This is a genomic window from Streptomyces diastatochromogenes (genome assembly GCF_002242805.1).
In the GTDB taxonomy this organism is placed as follows: Bacteria; Actinomycetota; Actinomycetes; order Streptomycetales; family Streptomycetaceae; genus Streptomyces; species Streptomyces diastatochromogenes.
The window spans coordinates 26,568-42,326 of the sequence record NZ_MCGQ01000030.1 but is presented as its reverse complement, the minus strand read 5'-3'; the positions used below and the strand labels follow the sequence as shown (position 1 = coordinate 42,326).

The following is a 15,759-nucleotide window of genomic DNA, read 5'->3' as shown; positions in this document are numbered from 1 at the left end:
CATGGACTTCCGCCTCACCCCGCGCCAGGCCCAGCTGAAGGCCGACGCGCGCGCCCTCACCGACTTCATCACCGCCTACGAGCTGCAGTGCGAGGAGGACAACGGCCTCCCCGCGAGCGCCCACGCCAAGATCCGCGACGCGGTGCTCGACGCCGGACTCCAGGCCGTGAACATGCCGGCCGAGTGGGGCGGCGCCGGACTCACCATCGCCGAGCAGGTCACCGTGCAGGAGGAACTGGGCCGGCTCACCGGCGCCCTGTGGGACATGGTGTGGCGCCCCGCCAACGCCCTCAGGTTCTGCACCCCCGAGCAGCGCGAGCGCTTCCTCGTCCCCGTCATCAAGGGCGAGCGGCGCGACTGCTACGCCGTCACCGAGCCCGGCGCGGGCTCCGACCCGCAGAACCTGGCCACCACGGCCACGAAGAACGACCACGGCTGGGTGCTCGACGGCGAGAAGTGGTTCGTCACCGTCGGCGACCACGCCGACTTCATGATCGTGCTCGCCGCGGCGGGACCGGACCGCGCGCCCACGCTCTTCCTCGTCGACAAGGACACCCCCGGCATCGAGATGACGCGCGTACCGCGCTTCATGCACACCTTCGTCTACGAGCACCCCGAGTTCACCTTCACCGACGTCCAGGTCGGCGAGGACGCCGTGCTCGGCGGCATCGGCGAGGGCTACGACATCACGCGCTCGTGGTTCACCGAGGAGCGCCTGATGATCGCGGCACGCACGACGGGTGCGGCCGAGCGCGCCCTGCAACTGGCGCGTGACTGGGCGGTGGAGCGGGAGCAGTTCGGGGCGCCGATCGCGTCGTACCAGCTGATCCAGGGCATGCTCGCGGACAGCGCCGTCGACATCGCCGTCAACCGCGCCTACACCCACCAGGTCGCGTGGGAGATCGACCAGGCCCCGGCCGAGGACCGCAAACGCCTGCACGCCAAGGCGGCCATCGCCAAGCTCTCGGCGAGCGAGGCCTCGGGCCGCGTGATCGACCGCTGCCTGCAGATCCACGGTGGCCGCGGCTACGACCGCTCCTACGCCGTCGAACGGCTCTACCGCGAGCTGCGCGTCGACCGGATCTGGGAGGGCACCTCCGAGATCCAGCGGCTGATCATCGCCAACGAACTCGTCAGGCGCGGCACGGGGGTTCTGGACCTGCCCGCCGCATGACGCTCCATATCGCCCCCGCATTTCGCCACTGAAGGTCACCACTGATGGGAGAGGAAGACGGATGACCGACATCGAGCGCGTCGGAGTCGTCGGCTGCGGCCTGATGGGCGCCGGCATCGCGGAGGTCTGCGCACGCTCCGACGTGCCGGTGACGGTCGTCGAACGCGACGCGGAGGCGGCCCGTGCGGGCCTGCTGCGCATCACCCGCTCGCTCGACCGGGCCGTCGCACACGGCAGGCTCGGCGCGGAACGTCGCGAGGCCGCAGCGGCGCGGATCACCGTGGTCGACCAGATCGAAGCGCTGCACGACCACGACCTGGTGATCGAGGCGGTGCCGGAGGACGAGAACCTCAAACTCGGCGTCTTCACCCGCCTCGACTCCGTGATCACCGGCGACCACACGATCCTCGCGACCAACACCTCCGCCATCCCGGTCATCCGGCTCGCCACCGCGACCAGCCGCCCCGACCGCGTCGTCGGCGTGCACTTCTTCAACCCCGTACCGGTCCTGCGGCTCGTCGAACTCGTCCCGTCGCTGCTGACCTCGCCCCCCACGACGGCACGGGCCGAGGCCTTCGTGACCGGCACCCTCGGCAAGGAGGTCGTACGGACCCGGGACAAGGCCGGATTCATCGTCAACGCGCTCCTCGTCCCGTACCTGCTGGCCGCCGTCCGCATGGTGGAGTCGGGCAGCGCGACCGCCGAGGACGTGGACCGCGGGATGGTCCTCGGCTGTGCGCACCCGCTCGGCCCGCTGGCCCTGACGGACCTGATCGGCCTGGACACCACCCACGCCATCGCGGAATCGCTGTACGCCGAGTTCCGCGAGCCGCACTACTCGCCCCCGCCTCTGCTGTCCCGGATGGTGGAGGCCGGCCTGCTGGGGCGGAAGTCCGGCCGGGGCTTCCACGTGTACGAGGATGAGCCGCAGCGTGAGACGGCGACACCGGCGAGGCCGCGGTGAGGGAAGATGGTCACGGCGTACGACCACCGAACGAGGGGAGCCGCAGGGTGTCCACGAAGGTGCGCACGGCCGACACACGCGAGCGCATCCTGACCGCGGCGTGCGAGGTCATCGCCGAGATCGGCTTCGAGAAGATCCGCATGCGCATGGTCGCCGAGCGGGCCGGTGTGTCGACGGCGCTGTTGCACTACCACTTCGACACGCGCGAGAAGCTGTTCACCGAGGCGATGACCCACTCGTTCGCCCACACCGCCGTCGACGTCGACCGCGACGTGGAGACCGCGCCGGCGGCGGTCGTCCTGGCCCGCATCCTGCGCAGCCTGCTGCCCACCGATCCCGAACTGCGCCAGGACTGGCGGCTGTGGCAGGAACTGTGGGCCCGGGCCCTGCGCGACGAGACCACCCGGGCCTTCGCCGTGGACCTGTACGCGCAGCTGCACACCTGGGTGGCCGACGCGGTACGACGCGGCATCGCGTCCGGCGAGTTCACCCCGACCGACGTCGACGCGCTCAGCACCCTCGTCCTGTCCCTGAGCGACGGCTACGGCATCCGCCTCATGCTCCGCGACCCGACGGTGACACTGGACAGCGCCCTCACGGCCATCTGGCGCCAGGTGTCCGCGGCGCTGGGCCTGCCGGACGCGGTGCCGGTGGACTGACCTCCCACAGCTCGGGCACCCGGCCCCCACCGGTGTGCATATGGGTCGCCAGTGTCCGCAGCGCGGCGGCGAACGCCACCGGGTTGCGGAGGAACTCCATGTGGATGCCGGGGAATTCGGTCCAGGGTGCACCGATCCGGCGGGCGATCTCGACGGAGGGCCGCGCGTAGTACAACCCGCGGTCCTCAGCACCGGCGCCGAGCACGATCGGGAAGGGCGCCGACTTCAGCGCGGCCTCGTCGGGCCGGAAGGCGGCGAAGCCCGGCCACTCGGATCCGAAGAGGTGCTCCTGGTTGGCGAGGAACCGCTGCCACAGGTCGTCCGGCCAGCGATACGTCCCCTCACCGCGCACCGTCTGCGCGAACCGGCGGCCCGCCGCCGGGCCGCCGCCCTCCGCGTAGAGCGCGGCCAGCTCCGGGAAGAAGCCCCGCGCCGGATCGTCGGCGGGCAGGACGTTCACCGCGGGCGGCTCGTGCGCGATCAGCCCCGACACCACCTCGGGATACGAGGCGGCCAGCGTGAGCCCGATGATCGCGCCGCCGCTGTTGCCGAACACCAGCGCCCGGCCGCCGGCCAGTCCCTCGACCAGCTCGCGGGCGTCGGCCGCCTGCTGCGCGAGCCGCATGGGCGTACCGTTCCGCCCGGTGCTGCGGGAGTTGCCTCGCCGGTCGTAGGTGATGACCGTGAACGCGTCCGCCAGTTCGTCGGCGACGGCGCTGTAGTACCCGGCATCGCCGCCTGCCCCGCTGATGAGCAGCAGCGCCGGCCCGCCGCCGCGGATCTCGTGGTACAGCTCGGCGTGGTCGACCTCGAACATGCCACTGCGCATCGATGCACTCCGTTCTCGACGAGGCGCTGCCGTCGGTAGCGGTCGGGTGCCGCTGGTACCGGTCAGGTGCCAGTGTGTCCAAGACGGCTGTCCTTGAGATGTACCGGCGCCCCCTCCTGCACCGACCGCACGGCCGCCAGCGCGATCGTCAGGGCTGCGCGGGCGTCCTCTCCGGTGGCCGTCGGGGTGCGGGCGCTGCGGACGCTGTCGGCGAAGTCGGCGAGTTCGGCGACGTACGCGTCGTGGAACAGGTCCTGGTCGTAGGTGACGCACTCGGCGGCGATGCCCTCCGCGCCGTAGGAGGTCAGATGGGTGCGCCGGATGTCGCCCAGCGTCAGCATGCCCGCCGAGCCGAAGACCTCGCCGCGCACGTCGTAGCCGTACACCGCCTGGAAGCTGGCCTCCGCGGTGGCGAGGGCCCCGTTGTCGAAGCGGATCGTGACGACGGCGGTGTCCAGCAGGCCGCGGTCCTTGAAGTCGGGGCGGACCAGGGCGTCGGCCCACGCGAAGACCTCCGCCGGCTCGGCACCCGGATTGAGGTAGCGCAGGGTGTCGAAGTCGTGGATGAGGGTCTCCAGGAAGATCGTCCACGGCGGGATGGGCGCCGGGTCGGCCAGTTTCGGGTCGCGGGTGAGCGAGCGCAGCAGGTGCGGGGTGCCGATCGCGCCCGCGGCCACCTTCTCGTGCGCGGCGCGGAACCCGGCGTCGTAGCGCCGGTTGAAGCCGACCTGGAGCGGTACGCCCGCCGCGGCGGCGGCCGCGATGGCACGGTCGGCGTCCGCGAGGGTGGTGGCCATCGGCTTCTCGCAGTAGACGGCCTTGCCCGCCCGCGCCGCGGCCTCGACCAGGTCGGCGTGGGTGCGGGCCGGCGTGGCGATCACCACCGCGTCGACCTCCGGATCCGCGAGCAACTCGCCGATCTCGGTGTACGCCGTGGGGCAGCCGAGCCGGTCGGTCAGGCATCGCGCCGCGCCCAGGGCCGGGTCGGCGACCGCGGCGAGGCGGACGCCGGGCAGGCGGCGGGCGAGGGTCTCGGCGTGGAAGGAGCCCATGCGGCCCGCGCCGATGAGGCCGACGGCGAGGGGCTGTTGGGTGGTCATGCGGGTTCTCCGTACGTCCGTGGGGGGCCGGGGCAGGTTTTTTGGGCGTGTGGTCAGAGGGTGAACGCGGTGCGGAAGCGGGCCATGGCGCGCTCGCTGTCGTCGTCGCGGGCCCATGCCTCCATCGCGACCGTGCCGTCGTAGCCGAGGTCCGCCAGGGCGCGGGCGACGGCCGGGTAGTTGATCTCGCCGGTGCCGGGCTCCTGGCGGCCGGGTACGTCCGCCACCTGGATCTCGCCGATCAGGCCGAGACCGTGGGCCCGGCGCACCAGTTCGATGAGGTTCCCCTCGCCGATCTGGGCGTGGTAGAGGTCCAGGTTCATGCGCAGGCCGGGCCGGTCCACGGCCGCGACCAGGGCGAGCGTGTCGGCGGCGCGGGCGAAGGGGACGCCGGGGTGGTCGGTGGCGGTGTTGAGGTTCTCCAGGGTGAAGGTGACTCCCGCGCTCTCGCCCAGCTCGGCGAGGCGGGTCAGGGTGCGGTGAGCGGCGATCCACATCGGGCCCGTGGCCTCGCCGGTCACCGGCACCACCGGCAGACCCGCGCCGTCCAGTCCGGTGCCGTGCAGGTTCAGCCGGGGGCAGCCCAGCTGCTCGGCCGCCTTGACCGACTCCTCGGCGGTGCGCAGCAGTTCGGCCGCGCCGGCCTCGTCGGTGAGGTTCCCGCGGAGGTAGCCCGTCATCGACGAGAACTCGGCCGGGGTCCGCGCGAGCGCGTCGAGATCGTGCCGGCTCCAGTCCCAGATCTCGACCTGGAAGCCGGCGTCGTGGATGCGCCGCGCCCGGTCCTCGATCGGCAGGTCCCGGAAGACCATCTCGGCACAGACTGCCAACGTGTACATGGCTGCTCGTCCTCTACTCAGGTTCTGGAGGCTCCGACATTTCCGGGGGCTCGGAGCATCTAGAACGTTCTAGACGGTGGGGCAGCAGTACGCCAGCCACTCGCCCCCTGTGTCAAGCCTTCGCAGGGCGTACGTCTAGAACGTTGCAGTACCCTCGGAGCAGCTACGATCCTCGCCGGGAAGGACACCTCGACCGGCTCGACAGGGAGGACAGCCGTGCCAGCCACCCCCGCGGTCCCCGACGGGAAGCGGCCGACCCTGGCCCATGTCGCGGCACGCGCGGGCGTGTCCGTCGCGCTGGTCTCCATCGTGATGCGCGGTGCCTACGGCGCGAGCGACGCCACCCGCGAGCGGGTCCTCAGGGCCGCCGAGGAGATCGGCTACCGGCCCGACACCCGGGCCAGGCTGCTGCGCAGCAGCCGCTCGCGCCTGCTCGGCGTGCAGTTCGGGCTGCGCCATCCCTTCCACACCGACCTGGTGGAGGGCATCTACGCCGCCGCCGAGCCCGCCGGCTACCAGGTGGCCCTCAGCGCGGTCGCACCGTCCCGCGGCGAGCGGCAGGCCGTGGAGGCGCTGCTCGCCGACCGGTGCGAGGCCCTCATCCTGCTCGGCCCCGAGGTCCCGGCCGCCCGGCTGGCGGAACTCGGCGCCCAGGTCCCGGTCGTCTCGGTGGCCCGCCGGCTCCGGCCCGCCCCACCGGGCGTGGACGTCGTCCGCAGCGCCGACGACGAGGGCGCCCGCCAGGCCGTCGAGCACCTGGTGGCGCTCGGACACCGCGCCATCGTCCACATCGACGGCGGACGGGCGCCCGGCGCCGCCGACCGCCGTCGCGGCTACCGCACCGCGATGAACCGCCACGGCCTCGCCGACCACGTCCGCGTCCTGCCCGGCGGGCTCACCGAGGAGGACGGCGCCCGGGCCGCCCGCACCCTGCTCGCCGAAGCGCCCCGGCCGAGCGCGGTCCTCGCCTTCAACGACCGTTGCGCGACCGGGGTCCTCGACACCTTCCTGCGGGCCGGTGTCACCGTCCCCGACGAGATCTCGGTGGTCGGGTTCGACGACACCCGCCTGGCCCGCCTCGCCCACATCGACCTGACCACCGTCGCCCAGGACATCCCTCGCATCGCGCAACTCGCCGTCGGCCGCGCCATCGCCCGCCTGGACGGCGAGGACGTACCGGACGGCGAGAACGTCATCCCGCCCCGCCTCGTCGTCCGCGGTACGACGGCTCCGCCCGGTGGGGCCGGAAGGGGCTGAGCCGACTCGGCGTACCGCGGGGGCTCGGACGCGTCAGTCGGCCAGGTCAGCCGACGACCGGGCGTCGTCCGCGACCAGCCGCGCGGTGCGCCGTCAAGCGTCTCCACCTGCATGTCACAGGATCCCCCGCCCGCCGGCTGCCCGGCCCTTAATCGTTTTTCGTGTCAGGCCGGCCGGGGCTAGTGTTCCCGTCATCCGAGGGGTCCCTGTGCCATCCGCTTCTTCTGTTGTTCCCGGTTCCGATCGACCTGTTTCGCCGAGCCTGTGGCGGGACAGCGACTTCCGCAGGCTCTGGGTAGGCCAGACGGCCTCCCAACTCGGCGAACAGACAAGCCTGGTGGTTCTGCCGCTGATCGCCGTCGTGACGCTCCAGGCGGACGCCGGCCAACTGGGTGCCCTTCGTGCAGTGGGGCAGGCGCCGATCCTGTTGCTCTCGCTCTTCGCCGGGGCGTGGGTGGACAGATGGCGAGCCCGCACGGTGATGGTGCTGACGGACGCCGGTCGTGCCCTGGCACTGGGCGCCGCCGCAGTGGCCGGCCTCCTCGGTGGGCTCGGCCTGCCAGGGTTGCTCGTGCTTGCCTTCGCCGTCGGGTGCCTGTCCGTGTTGTTCGACGTGGCGTACCAGGCCTCTCTCGTGCGGTTGGTGAACCACGATCAGCTGGTGCGAGGCAACAGTGCGCTCGAAGGGAGTCGGTCTTCGGCCCAGATCGGCGGCCCCGCTCTCGGCGGCGCGTTGGTGTCCCTGCTGTCGGCGCCCATCGGCGCCGCATCCAGCGCGGCGTGCTTCGCGGTGTCGCTCCTGTCGATCCGGCGGATCCACCGCCGCGAGCCGATCCCCGAGAACTCGGAACGTCCCTCGCCGGTCTGGCGGCGGATCCATGACGGCCTGCGATTCGTCGTCCATGACCCCTCGCTGCGGGCCGTGGGACTCGCCTCGGCCGCATTCCAGTTCTCGTTCGCGGCCACCATGACCGTCTATCTGGTCTTCCTGCCGCGGGAACTCCACCTGTCCGGCACAGCTGTCGGGCTGGCACTCGCAGCGACGGGACCGGGCGCGCTCCTCGGCTCGCTGCTGGCCGCCCGACTTCCGCAGCGCTTCGGTTACGGCCCGGTGCTCGTCTCCGCGGCGGCACTCGGCGACGGCGCGATGCTGTGCGTGCCTGTGCTCCACGGACCCGACGCCGTGACGATCACCGTGCTCCTGGCGGCCAACTTCGTGTTCGGAGCCTTCGGCCAGCTGGTGAACGTCACGGTCATGACCGTGCGGCAGGCCGTGACTCCGAGCGGGATGCAGGGCCGCACCAGCGCGACGATCACGTTCATCGGCATGGGGCTGACCCCGCTCGGCTCGCTGCTCGGCGGCCGGCTCGCGCAGGGGTGGGGCTTGCGCACCAGCCTCTTGATGACGGCCGCCGGCATGATGCTGTCGCCTGCGGTGATGGCCGTGTCCCCGCTCGCGCGCCTGGGACGGAAGCTTCCCACCCCCACAGAAGGCTCCGGTGCCCTCTGCGTGAGGGCACCGGATCACTGCGAATGACCGCGTACCCGTCAGAACCCCACCGCGTCGACTTGGCTCGAAAATCGAACATGTGGCCTAATTGGAGGCATGGAGCACGCCCCCTTCCCGCCCGACCTCCTGCAGCTCCAGGCGGACTGGCACCGCACGTACGCGGCACTCGCCGCGCCGCACCCGCTGCACCCCACGGCCTTGCGCCGCCGCCTGCAGATACTGTCCGGGCGGCTGCTGTGGCACCCGTACTGGTCCGGCCCGGCCGGAACGCCGGCGGCGCGGGTGGAGCTGCGCCGCCGGGCTCGCACCCTGGAGCCGCTGCCATGACCACGCACCTGGTCCGCCTCCAGTTCGCGGCCGGCGGCCCGGCGGTCACGGGGGAGTGGGCCGACGGCACGACCGCCCGCCGCACCTGGCGCGACTGGGTCGGGCGGTACGGAAGCGACGAGAAGGTCGTCATCCGACTCGCCGAGGGCGCGGACGGAGGCGAGCGGGTGCTGATGGCGTGGGAGCGGGGGCAGGAGGTCGAGACGGACTCGGACGGGCCCGCCGCGACGGAGAAGTCGGGGTTACCGGGTTGCGGCGACCGCCCGGAGCGCGGTCCAGGGGTCGCCCTCGCGGGCGTGGTCGAGGGTCAGGCGCAGCGGCCGTTCGGCGTGTGTGCCGTACACCGTCGCGTTCGTGACGATCCGGCCCGCTCAGCGGCAGGCCGTGGCGATCTCGGTGTGGTCGGCGGCGGCTGGCGTGGGCACGGGTGTCCTGGAGGGTCAGGAGGAGGACGTCGTGGCGTCGTCCTGCGGGGTGACCGCCGGGCGGTCGGTCTGCGTCCTGCCGGTCGGTGACGGCTGGGAGCCGAGCATGTCGAGGAGGACCAGGGCGTCGTACTCGGGCGTGTTCCGCTCGGCGTAGTACGTGAGCATCCGGTGGCCGGGCGTGCCCTCCAGCTCCATGGACTGGTAGCCGAGGGTGAGGTCGCCGACCTCGGGGTGGTGGAAGGTCTTGCGGCCGTGGCTGCGGGCCCTGACGTCGTACCGTTCCCAGAGCCGCGCGAAGTCCGGGCTCTTGACGAGGAGTTCACCGGCCAGCCGGGTGAGGTCGGGGGCGTCGGGTTCCGTGCCCGCCAGTGCCCGGAGGCGGGCGACACAGCCGCGGAGCTGGTTGCTCCAGTCGTCGAACAGGTCGCGGGCGGCGGGATGCAGGAAGACGTAGCGGTTGATGTTCCGCTCCTTGGCCGGCCAGTCCTCGATTCCCGCGAGCAGGTGCAGCCCGCCCGGGTTGTACGCGAGCAGGTCGTTGGTGCGGCTGACCACGTACGCGGGGAAGGGGCGCAGGTTCTCCAACAGCAGCTTCGTGCCCGGGCGTACCGTCCGTGACGGGGCCGCCGCCGGTGCGGGGGCGCTGCGGGCAGCCGTGGTCGCGAGGGAGCGCAGGTGCTCGTGCTCGTCGTCCTCCAGCTGGAGGGCACGGGCCAGGGCGTCGACGACCGACGGACTCGGGCGGGTCTCCTTGCCGCGTTCGAGGCGGGTGTAGTAATCGACGCTGATCCCGGCGAGGGTGGCCAGTTCCTCGCGGCGCAGCCCAGGCGTGCGCCGCAGCCCGAAGCCCGCCGCGAGCCCAGCCTCGGCGGGGGTCAGCCGAGCGCGGCGGGCGCGCAGGAAGCGTCCCAGCTCGGTGCCGCCGTCGGTGGAGTGCTCACGTGTCATGTCCTCCAGTGTGGGCACGCCGTGACCTGCGCGGGAGACGTCTGGGGGGCCGTGTCACACCCCCTAACGGCACTCCCCGGCACAGCGCGGCCTGCCACCGACGGCCCCGGGCACGGAGAGTGGAGGCGGCGGGAAGTCCCATGTCCAACGCCCCTCGCCCCCCCACACACCTCAATCCGCGTTCCCTACTTCGAACGGAGCCACCATGAAGCACATCAAGCTCGGCGACCTCGACGTCTCCCGCATCGGTCTGGGCGCGATGCCCATGAACGCCTTCTACACAGGTAAGGACACCGACGAGGCGGAGGGGATCCGCACAATCCACCGGGCGATCGATCTGGGCATCACCCATATCGACACGGCCGAGGTCTACGGCCCCTTCACCAACGAGGAGTTGGTCGGCAAGGCGCTCAGGGGCCGCCGCGACCAGGTCGTGCTGGCCACGAAGTTCGGCTTCGTCTCGCACACCGGCCGTGCGGGCAGCCTCGACAGCAGCCCCGCCAGCATCCGTATCGCCGTCGAGGGCTCCCTGAAGCGGCTGGGCACCGACTACATCGACCTCTACTACCAGCACCGCGTCGACCCGGAGATCCCCATCGAGGAGACCGTGGGCGCACTCGCCGAACTGGTCGCGGAGGGCAAGATCCGGCACATCGGCCTGTCCGAGGCCGCACCGGCCACGATCCGCCGTGCCCACACCGTTCACCCCGTGACCGCGCTGCAGACGGAGTACTCCCTGTGGTCGCGTGACCCCGAGGCCGAGATCCTGCCGACGACCCGCGAGCTGGGCATCGGCTTCGTGCCCTGGTCGCCGCTCGGCCACGGCTTCCTGACCGGAGCCATCCGCTCGACCGAGTGGTTCGACGACGACGACTTCCGCAAGAACAACCCGCGCTTCACCCCCGGCAACTTCGAGCAGAACCTCCGCATCGCCGACGAGGTCAAGGCCGTCGCCGACGAGGCGGGTGCCACCCCGGCGCAGGTGGCCCTGGCCTGGCTGCTGGCCCAGGGCGACGACATCGCCCCGATCCCGGGCACCAAGCGGGTCGCCCACCTGGAGGACAACGCCGCAGCCGACGGCGTCGAGCTGACCGCAGCGCAGATCGAGAAGCTGAACCAGCTCACCCCGGCCACCGGCGAACGCCTCGACGAGGCGTCCATGCAGCTGTCCGACCGCTGAACCGGACGGGACGACCCCCACGCGCCCGCGTCCGTCGCCGAACCCCTCAGTGCATGCCCTCGACAGGGGACGCGGGTTTCTGCTCGGCCCCCGACATGTCGAGCAGGACCAGTTTGTCGTGGTCGGGGGTGCCGGGTTCGGCGTAGTACGCGATGAACCGCTGCCCCTGGGTGCCTTCGAGTTGCATGGACTGGTAGCCGGGGGTGAGGTCGCCGACCTCGGGGTGGTGGAAGGTCTTGCTGCCGTGCGTATGCCAGCGCACGTCGTAGCGCTCCCACAGATCGGCGAACTCCGGGCTCTTGTCGAGGAGTTCACCGACGAGTTCGGTCAGGTCGGCGGCGTCGGGCTCCAGGCTGTACAGGGCCCGCAAACGGCCCACGACGGCGCGGAGTTGCTCGTCCCAGTCGTCGAACAGCTTGGTCGCGGCGGGGTGGAGGAAGACGTAGCGCACCACATTGCGCCTGTTCGCCGGCCAGTCCGCCATACCGGCGAAGAGGCGCAGGCCGCCGGGGTTGCAGGCGAGGATGTCCATGGTGCGGCTGATCACGTACGCCGGGAAGGGCCGCAGGTTCTCCAGCAGCAGTTCGGTCCCGGGCCGTACGGTCCGGGCGGGCAGGGAGTCCGTCTCCACGGCGGCCCTGCCCGCGCCTCGCACGACCAGCTCACGCAGGTGCGCGTGCTCGGCCGGGTGCAGGCGCAGGGCCCGGGCGAGGGCGTCCACGACGGAAGGGCTGGGGTTGGTCTCCTTGCCGCGCTCCAGACGGACGTAGTAGTCGACGCTGACCCCGGCGAGCGTGGCCAGCTCCTCCCGGCGCAGCCCGGGGGTGCGCCGCAGCCCGGGGCCGACGGGCAGTCCGGCCTCCTCGGGGGTCACCCGGTTGCGGTGGGCCCGCAGGAAGGTGCCCAGTTCCGTGCCGCCGGTGCCGTTCTGCCGCTCACGTGCCATGCGTCCAGTGTGGCAGTCCGGGTGCGAGGGGGCCATGAGCTGCGGTGCGGCTCCGAGGCGGCCATGAGCTGCGCAGGCTGGATCACGGATCACGGATCACCGAACCGCTGGCGGCCGCCGGGCCCCTGGTTCCACCGAAACCACCTTCTCTACGCAGGAGATCTCCGCGTGTCCTCTTCTCTCACCTCCGCCCCGCACAGCGGGAGCCCAGCTCGGCACAAGAGCGCCGGTGTGGCCCTGGCGGCCGCACTGCTCGGCTTCTTCGTGATGACGCTGGATGCCCTGATCGTCAACGTGGCGCTGCCGGAGATCGGCCGCGGATTCGGTGCCGGGATCGCCGGACTGCAGTGGGTGGTGGACGGCTACACGCTCATGTTCGCCGCGCTGCTGCTGTCCGCCGGCTCCATCACCGACCGGGTGGGTGCGCGTACGGCCTTCGGCGCCGGGCTCGCCGTGTTCGTCGCCGCCTCCGCCGCCTGCGGCTTCGCACCGAACCTGGGCACGCTGGTCGCCGCCCGGCTGGTGCAGGGCGCGGGAGCCGCGGTGATCGTGCCCGCTTCGCTGGCCCTGCTCCGCGAGGCGTACGAGGATCAGGCCCAGCGCGCCCGGGCGATCTCCGTCTGGGCGATGGGCGGCTCGGTGGGTGCCGCGGCCGGCCCGGTCGCCGGCGGCCTGCTGAGCCTGGTCAGCTGGCGGATGATCTTCTTCGTCAACCTGCCGGTCGGCCTGCTGGCGCTGTTCCTGCTGACGCGTACGACCCGGTCCCCGCGGCGCGCGGAGGCGTCGTTCGACTGGGCCGGGCAGTGCGCCGCCGTGGCGGCGATGGGCGGGCTGACGTACGCGGCCATCGAGGCCGGTGCCGACGGCTTCGGCGCGCCCCGGGTTCTGGTCGCCTTCGCGGTGGCCGTGGTCGCGGGCAGCGTCTTCCTCTTGGCCCAGGCCCGTGGAAAGCACCCGATGGTTCCGATGGCGCTGCTGCGATCCCGCACCATGGCCGTTTCGGCGGGCGTGGGCTTCGCGCTGAACATCGGCTTCTACGGCATGGTCTTCCTGCTCAGCCTCTACCTCCAGCAGACGCGGGCCCTGTCGCCCCTGGCCACCGGCATGGCCTTCCTGCCGATGACCCTGCTGACCGCGTTCGTCAGCCCGACCGCCGCCTGGTTCGCGGCCCGGTTCGGACAGCGGATGCCGGTGATCGCGGGGCAGCTCGTCATGGCCGCCGGCCTGGTGCTCCTGTGCCTCGCCCCGGCGAGCGCGCCCACCTGGCTGCTGGTCCTGCTGATGATCCCGGTCGGCGCGGGCGGCTCCCTCGCGGTGCCTGCGGTGACCGCGATGCTGCTGGACCGTGTCCCGGCCGAACGCGCCGGCACCGCCGGCGGCGTCCTCAACGCCTCCCGCCAGGTCGGCGGCGCGCTGGCCGTCGCCGTCTTCGGTGCCCTCGTCGCCCGACAGGCCGGCTTCTTCCACGGCCTGCGCACCAGTCTGCTGATCGCCGCCCTGCTGGTGCTCGCGACCACAGCCACGAGTCTGTTGCTCAGGCCTGCCGCCGCCCTCGACGCCCTCACGAAGGAGCCGCGGGCGTGACCACGACGACGACCTGGCCCGGCATGCGGATCGATACGTAGACCCCGGCATGCGGATCGACACGTAGACACTGCGCTGACTCCCCGGACAACTCACCGCTGTTGGTCGTCGGCACGCACCGCCCGCTGGTCTATGCTCCAGCCTCCCCGCACCGGAAGGCGGCCCCCCATGCCCGTGCCGAGCCTGCTCGCGGTCTTCGCTCACCCGGACGACGAGTCGTTGACCGCGGGGGGAGTGCTCGCCCGTCACGCGGCCGCGGGCGCGCGCGTCGCCGTCGTCACGGCGACCTGGGCGGCCGACACCCCGCGCGCCGCCGAGTTGGCCGACGCGCTGCGCATCCTCGGTGCCGGCACACCGCGGATGCTCGGCTACGCCGATGCGCGCGTGCCCCAGTCGGCCCCGGGCCGTGCGCGGTTCTGCGATGCGCCGCTCGACGAGGCGGTGCGGCGGTTGGTGACGCACATCCGGGATTTCCGCCCCGAGATCATGGTGACCAACGACGCCTACGGCGGGCTGACCGGCCATCCGGACCACGTGCACACCCACCGGGTGGCCATGCTCGCAGCGCAGGCGGCCGGGCTTGAGCAGCTCTACCCCGACGCGGGTGCCCCCTGGCAGCCACGTGCCCTCTACCTGGCGACGCACCCGCACTCCGCAGCGTCGGCCCTGAAGGACGTGGTCGGCGCCCACAAGGCGATGTACTCCGTTCCGGACGATCAGGTCACCGCGACCGTCGACGTCGGCCCCTGGATGGAACAGAAGATGGCCGCCGTACTGGCTCATCGCACCGAGGTGGAACGGGGAGCCGTACCCGGCCTGATCGCCGGCCTGCCGCAGGAGGATCGAACGCGGCTCTTCTCCACCGAGTGGTACATCCGCCACACCCCCGTCTGCGTCTCCACCCCGGCGTCCCAGACCGAACTGACCGCCTGACCACCTGGCCACCTGGCCACCCAGGGCCGAACAACCCAGGTGATTCGTGTAATCCATAACGATCTTGGCCGAAACCTTGCGCGAATCCTGGCCGCCTCTAGCCTCCGGACATGGCTTTTCTTTCAAGTCGCCGCAAAAGGGCACGCCTCGCCCCGGAACTCGACGACCAGGACCTGGGCAGGCTGCTGAAGTCCCTGCTGGCGACGACGAGGACCGGAACGATCGCGACGACGGACCTGTGCGCGGCGCAGATGTCCCGTCTCCTGGACCAGGACCCGGGCGACTGGGACCGCCGGACGCACCGCCTGGGCGTCCTGGCGGACTACCTGGCGGACTCGCATCTGCCGCGGTCCTGGGCCACGCGCGAGCCGCACAACGCGAGCGCGCTCGTGCTGCACGCCTGGACACAGCTGGCACGCGCCCGCTCGCAGGGGCGACCGCAGGACACGGGCGACGCCACAGACGCCTGTCTCCGTGCCGCCGAACTCGCTCCGGAGGACCCCACTCCCTGGGTGGTCCTCCTGGGCCTGGCGCGCACGCAACGCTGGGAGCAGTCCCAGGTGTTCGGCGTGTGGAACGAGGTGCTCACGCGCGATCGCTGGAACCGCGAGGCCTACCTGAACATGCTGGGCTACCTCACCCCGGAAGAGGCGGGCTCACGCATCCAGGTCCTGGAGTTCGTGGACGCCCTGGGCGCCCGTATGCCGGCGAACGCGCCCTGCGCGGCGACGGAACTGACCGCGCAGGTCCTGCAGTACCACTCCGTCCTCGGCCGGGGCGGATTCGAGGCGCTGGTGGCACGGAACCACTGGTCCCAGGCGATGGCCGCCCAGGCACTCGACCGCGTGGCCCGGACCTGGGTGCAGCCGGGATTCCTCCACCACGCCAGGGCGCTTGCCGACCTCAACCTCCTCGCCTACGCGCTGATGGCCGCCGACCGGCGCCGCGAGGCCCGTCCGGTCTTCGAGGCGCTCGGCGGCGCCGTCACCGGGTGGCCCTGGCATACCGACGGCGACCCTCTGACGGAGTTCGACCAGGCGCAGCGGAGAGCCACCGCCGGGCAGTGATCCGCCCCCCACAC

At 72.0% G+C, this 15,759-nt stretch carries 16 protein-coding genes; 11 read left to right on the top strand and 5 right to left on the bottom strand.

Annotated features, from left to right (window positions below; translation table 11 throughout):
* The first annotated feature begins 1 nt into the window (after position 1).
* The 3 genes from BEK98_RS31240 (at position 2) to BEK98_RS31230 (ending at position 2,797) form a co-directional block, all read left to right on the top strand.
* On the top strand, positions 2-1,174 hold the full coding sequence (locus BEK98_RS31240) for an acyl-CoA dehydrogenase family protein (RefSeq protein WP_094220075.1): 1,173 nt from the start codon (positions 2-4) through the stop codon (positions 1,172-1,174).
* A gap of 61 nt (positions 1,175-1,235) precedes the next feature.
* Entirely contained in the window at positions 1,236-2,138 is a 903-nt protein-coding gene (locus tag BEK98_RS31235; RefSeq protein WP_094220074.1) for a 3-hydroxybutyryl-CoA dehydrogenase, read from the top strand.
* Positions 2,139-2,185: 47 nt separating this feature from the next.
* Positions 2,186-2,797, top strand: a complete 612-nt coding sequence (locus BEK98_RS31230) for a TetR/AcrR family transcriptional regulator (RefSeq protein WP_094220073.1) — start codon at positions 2,186-2,188, stop codon at positions 2,795-2,797.
* Here BEK98_RS31230 and BEK98_RS31225 read toward each other — a convergent pair.
* From BEK98_RS31225 to BEK98_RS31215, 3 genes are all read right to left on the bottom strand, one after another.
* Positions 2,733-3,626, bottom strand: coding sequence for an alpha/beta fold hydrolase (locus BEK98_RS31225; RefSeq protein ID WP_094220072.1), 894 nt, complete (start codon positions 3,624-3,626; stop codon positions 2,733-2,735). The genes BEK98_RS31230 and BEK98_RS31225 overlap by 65 nt on opposite strands.
* A gap of 62 nt (positions 3,627-3,688) precedes the next feature.
* Entirely contained in the window at positions 3,689-4,726 is a 1,038-nt protein-coding gene (locus BEK98_RS31220) for a Gfo/Idh/MocA family oxidoreductase (RefSeq protein ID WP_094220071.1), read from the bottom strand.
* A 53-nt stretch (positions 4,727-4,779) separates the two neighbouring features.
* Complete coding sequence (locus BEK98_RS31215) at positions 4,780-5,565, bottom strand: TIM barrel protein (RefSeq protein WP_094220070.1); 786 nt, start codon at positions 5,563-5,565, stop codon at positions 4,780-4,782.
* Positions 5,566-5,781: 216 nt separating this feature from the next.
* Here BEK98_RS31215 and BEK98_RS31210 point away from each other — a divergent pair, with 216 nt between their 5' ends.
* The 4 genes from BEK98_RS31210 to BEK98_RS49615 all read left to right on the top strand — a co-directional run bounded on the left by BEK98_RS31210 (position 5,782) and on the right by BEK98_RS49615 (position 9,174).
* Positions 5,782-6,822: a LacI family DNA-binding transcriptional regulator gene (locus BEK98_RS31210; RefSeq protein ID WP_094220069.1), complete on the top strand. Its 1,041-nt coding sequence runs from the start codon at positions 5,782-5,784 to the stop codon at positions 6,820-6,822.
* 208 nt (positions 6,823-7,030) lie between these two features.
* Positions 7,031-8,359: an MFS transporter gene (locus BEK98_RS31205; RefSeq protein ID WP_094220068.1), complete on the top strand. Its 1,329-nt coding sequence runs from the start codon at positions 7,031-7,033 to the stop codon at positions 8,357-8,359.
* A 69-nt stretch (positions 8,360-8,428) separates the two neighbouring features.
* The gene (locus BEK98_RS31200; protein WP_094220067.1) at positions 8,429-8,659 is read left to right on the top strand and encodes a hypothetical protein; all 231 of its coding nucleotides are present in this window, start codon (positions 8,429-8,431) and stop codon (positions 8,657-8,659) included.
* Complete coding sequence (locus BEK98_RS49615; protein WP_208643285.1) at positions 8,656-9,174, top strand: hypothetical protein; 519 nt, start codon at positions 8,656-8,658, stop codon at positions 9,172-9,174. Before BEK98_RS31200 ends, BEK98_RS49615 begins: the two co-directional genes overlap by 4 nt.
* On the opposite strand, the gene BEK98_RS31190 is transcribed toward BEK98_RS49615, so the two are convergent.
* Positions 9,100-10,035 carry a helix-turn-helix transcriptional regulator gene (locus BEK98_RS31190; RefSeq protein ID WP_094220066.1) on the bottom strand — a complete coding sequence of 312 codons (936 nt, stop codon included), beginning with the start codon at positions 10,033-10,035 and terminating at the stop codon, positions 9,100-9,102. The two genes, BEK98_RS49615 and BEK98_RS31190, sit on opposite strands and share 75 nt — an antisense overlap.
* Before the next feature lie 205 nt (positions 10,036-10,240).
* Between BEK98_RS31190 and BEK98_RS31185 the strand changes: the two genes are divergently transcribed.
* A complete protein-coding gene (locus BEK98_RS31185) occupies positions 10,241-11,215 on the top strand; it encodes an aldo/keto reductase (RefSeq protein WP_094220065.1) in 975 nt (324 codons plus the stop codon).
* 46 nt (positions 11,216-11,261) lie between these two features.
* Here the strand turns inward: BEK98_RS31185 and BEK98_RS31180 are convergent, their stop codons facing one another.
* Positions 11,262-12,161, bottom strand: a complete 900-nt coding sequence (locus tag BEK98_RS31180; protein WP_094220064.1) for a helix-turn-helix transcriptional regulator — start codon at positions 12,159-12,161, stop codon at positions 11,262-11,264.
* Positions 12,162-12,329: 168 nt separating this feature from the next.
* On the opposite strand from BEK98_RS31180, the gene BEK98_RS31175 reads away from it, so the two are divergent.
* From BEK98_RS31175 to BEK98_RS31165, 3 genes are all read left to right on the top strand, one after another.
* Positions 12,330-13,745, top strand: a complete 1,416-nt coding sequence (locus BEK98_RS31175; protein ID WP_094220063.1) for an MFS transporter — start codon at positions 12,330-12,332, stop codon at positions 13,743-13,745.
* A 168-nt stretch (positions 13,746-13,913) separates the two neighbouring features.
* Positions 13,914-14,678: a PIG-L family deacetylase gene (locus tag BEK98_RS31170; protein ID WP_094220062.1), complete on the top strand. Its 765-nt coding sequence runs from the start codon at positions 13,914-13,916 to the stop codon at positions 14,676-14,678.
* 110 nt (positions 14,679-14,788) lie between these two features.
* A complete protein-coding gene (locus BEK98_RS31165; protein WP_094220061.1) occupies positions 14,789-15,745 on the top strand; it encodes a hypothetical protein in 957 nt (318 codons plus the stop codon).
* The last annotated feature ends 14 nt before the right edge of the window (positions 15,746-15,759 follow it).

Excerpts from the sequence above, each read along its gene's own strand:
- BEK98_RS31240 (WP_094220075.1), top strand. The coding sequence starts at position 2 with ATGGACTTCCGCCTCACCCCGCGCCAGGCCCAGCTGAAGGCCGACGCG.
- BEK98_RS31235 (WP_094220074.1), top strand. The coding sequence starts at position 1,236 with ATGACCGACATCGAGCGCGTCGGAGTCGTCGGCTGCGGCCTGATGGGC.
- BEK98_RS31225 (WP_094220072.1), bottom strand. The coding sequence starts at position 3,626 with ATGCGCAGTGGCATGTTCGAGGTCGACCACGCCGAGCTGTACCACGAG.
- BEK98_RS31220 (WP_094220071.1), bottom strand. The coding sequence starts at position 4,726 with ATGACCACCCAACAGCCCCTCGCCGTCGGCCTCATCGGCGCGGGCCGC.
- BEK98_RS31215 (WP_094220070.1), bottom strand. The coding sequence starts at position 5,565 with ATGTACACGTTGGCAGTCTGTGCCGAGATGGTCTTCCGGGACCTGCCG.
- BEK98_RS31200 (WP_094220067.1), top strand. The coding sequence starts at position 8,429 with ATGGAGCACGCCCCCTTCCCGCCCGACCTCCTGCAGCTCCAGGCGGAC.
- BEK98_RS49615 (WP_208643285.1), top strand. The coding sequence starts at position 8,656 with ATGACCACGCACCTGGTCCGCCTCCAGTTCGCGGCCGGCGGCCCGGCG.
- BEK98_RS31190 (WP_094220066.1), bottom strand. The coding sequence starts at position 10,035 with ATGACACGTGAGCACTCCACCGACGGCGGCACCGAGCTGGGACGCTTC.
- BEK98_RS31185 (WP_094220065.1), top strand. The coding sequence starts at position 10,241 with ATGAAGCACATCAAGCTCGGCGACCTCGACGTCTCCCGCATCGGTCTG.
- BEK98_RS31180 (WP_094220064.1), bottom strand. The coding sequence starts at position 12,161 with ATGGCACGTGAGCGGCAGAACGGCACCGGCGGCACGGAACTGGGCACC.
- BEK98_RS31170 (WP_094220062.1), top strand. The coding sequence starts at position 13,914 with ATGCCCGTGCCGAGCCTGCTCGCGGTCTTCGCTCACCCGGACGACGAG.
- BEK98_RS31165 (WP_094220061.1), top strand. The coding sequence starts at position 14,789 with ATGGCTTTTCTTTCAAGTCGCCGCAAAAGGGCACGCCTCGCCCCGGAA.